Source organism: Candidatus Neomarinimicrobiota bacterium (genome assembly GCA_041862535.1).
Taxonomy (GTDB): Bacteria; Fidelibacterota; Marinisomatia; order SCGC-AAA003-L08; family TS1B11.
In genome coordinates this window covers 1-2,417 of sequence record JBGVTM010000128.1, presented here as the reverse complement: position 1 = coordinate 2,417, position 2,417 = coordinate 1, and the positions used below count along the sequence as shown (strand labels likewise).

Genomic DNA, 2,417 nt, shown 5'->3' with positions numbered 1-2,417 from the left:
CGCAAACTGGTGAGGGATTGGACATGAGCAAGTACCTTCATTTTGACACGCCCAGTACCAAGCAGGCCCGGGATCTGGCCTCAGAATACGGGCTGGAGAATCACGGTCTGCTCCATCTGGACCGGGTCTTCTGGAACCTGCCAACGCCGGCGTTATATGAAGAGATTGTTTTCCGCAATGAAGGGCGTATTGCTCATGAGGGTCCGGTAATGGTGAATACGGGCAAACACACGGCGCGGGCGGCAGCGGACAAGTTCGTGGTCCGTGAGGCTACTACCGAAGATAAGATCTGGTGGGGCGAGTATAACCGGCCTTTCAGTGTGGCGAAATTCAATTCCTTGTTTGCCCGGGTGCAAGCCTTTGCCCAAGACGAGGAATTTTTCGTACAGGACTGCTATGCCGGCGCCGACCCGGATTATCGCCTGAAAGTGCGGATTATCGCTGAGAAGGCCTGGCATGGTCTATTCGCTCGGAATATGTTCATCACGATCAAGGACCAGGATGTGCTGAAGCAATTTGTGCCCGAATTCACGGTCATCGTCGTGCCCGGGTTTCAGGTTGATCCCAAAATAGACGGGACCAGGACGAGTACCGCCATCGTCCTCAATTTCGCTGAACGCATGGCCATTATCGCCAATTCCCTGTATGGTGGTGAAATCAAAAAAACCGTTTTCACGGCCTTGAATTTCCTGCTCACGTTTAAGGGCGTATTGCCTATGCACTGCTCGGTCAATATGGGGGACGGGGGCGACGTAGCCCTTTTCTTTGGACTGAGCGGCACCGGGAAGACCACCCTGTCGGCCGATCCTAAGAGGAGGCTAATCGGTGACGATGAACACGGCTGGAGTCCAACCGGCGTGTTCAACTTTGAAGGTGGTTGCTACGCGAAGGTCATTCGCCTTTCAGCCGAACACGAACCGCAGATCCATGCCTGCACCCGAAAATTTGGTACCATACTTGAGAATGTAGTCTACGATCCGGCTACCCGCAGGATTGATCTGGATGATGACATCCTGACGGAGAATACCCGTGCCTCTTACCCCCTGGAGTATATTCCCAACGTGGTGCCGGAGCGTATGGCTAAGTCCCATCCCGAGAATGTTATCTTTCTCACCTGTGATGCCTCGGGTGTGATGCCGCCCATTGCGCGCCTTAATCTGGAGGAGACCCAGTACCATTTCATCAGCGGTTACACGTCAAAGATAGCAGGCACGGAAATCGGGCTCGGGATTGAACCTAAAATCACTTTCAGTGCCTGTTTCGGCGGTCCGTTTATGGTACGCTCCCCGGCGGAATATGCCACTATGCTCAAAGAGCGGATGTTGAAACACAACGTCAAGTGCTGGTTGGTGAACACTGGCTGGGTCGGGGGGCGCTTCGGTGTAGGCAGACGTATCAGCATCCACCACACGCGTAACCTGCTGGATGCTGCCCTGGAAGGTAAGCTGGATAAGGTCCAGTACCGCCAAGACAGGCTGTTCGGTTTTGAAGTTCCCCTTTCCTGCCCAGGAGTGCCCGAAGAAGTGTTGGAGCCAGCTAACGCGTGGGGTGATAACAATGATTACTGGAAAAAGTATGACGCTTTGGCGGCGCGGTTTATCGAAAATTTTAAGCTTTACGCTAAAAGATGCACCAAAGAAGTGGTCGACGCTGGACCGAAACGGCTTTCTACCTTGTAGCCCGAACCCAGGATCGCTCCCACGCTACTTCCAGGCGATTAACTTTTTCCTCGCACCTATGCCACTGCTGCTTGTCAATACGCAGGGGCTGATTTGTTTAGTGGAGTTGGGCGAACCTAGCTTCCAGGCCGATGGCTTGTAGACGCCTGATCAACCAATTGCGCCTGGCAGAATCAGTTCACTTGTAATATACCTTCACGGTCTGAATTGAATTCCCGGCCGTCTCGATGCTGATGGTCCTGTTCGGGGCGGCAAGCTCCTCAAAGTCATCTTCGAGGAAGTTTGAATTCACCACTTTTGTTGGCGCGCGGGGTAGAGTCAGTTTCGCCACTGCTTTTTCCCCCTGCGATTCGTACCATCTTACGATCCAGGCATCGGGGGTATCTTCGGCTGCTTTCAGAGCAGTCAGCACAAGATTGGAGGGCGCGAGCTGGAGAAACGAATGTTCTGCGGGCAGCTGGCCAGCGTGTGTCCCGGTTAGCACGGCGATTGGTGGATGGTTGTATTCATAACCTCTTCTCACGCTTTCCCCTTCCCGCCATGATCCTTGGTGAGGATAGAGGGCATAGGCGATGACGTGCTTGCCACGGTCGGCTGTTTCGTCAGGCCAGGTAGGAGAACGGAGCAGCGAGAGCCGGATGATATTCCCCTTGACGTCATGCCCGTACTTCGATCTGTTGAGCAGACTCACGCCATACTTGTCTTCCGAGAGGTCAGCCCACTGAATGGATGCCACTT

2 protein-coding genes are annotated in these 2,417 nt (G+C 53.9%); one reads left to right on the top strand and one right to left on the bottom strand.

What is annotated here, in order from left to right:
* The first annotated feature begins 23 nt into the window (after positions 1-23).
* Positions 24-1,679 (top strand): phosphoenolpyruvate carboxykinase (ATP), encoded by a 1,656-nt coding sequence (pckA, locus tag ACETWG_04750; protein MFB0515899.1) that lies wholly within the window; start codon positions 24-26, stop codon positions 1,677-1,679.
* A 178-nt stretch (positions 1,680-1,857) separates the two neighbouring features.
* Here the strand turns inward: pckA and ACETWG_04745 are convergent.
* On the bottom strand, positions 1,858-2,417 hold a 560-nt coding region (locus ACETWG_04745; protein ID MFB0515898.1), incomplete at its 5' end, for a glycoside hydrolase family 38 C-terminal domain-containing protein.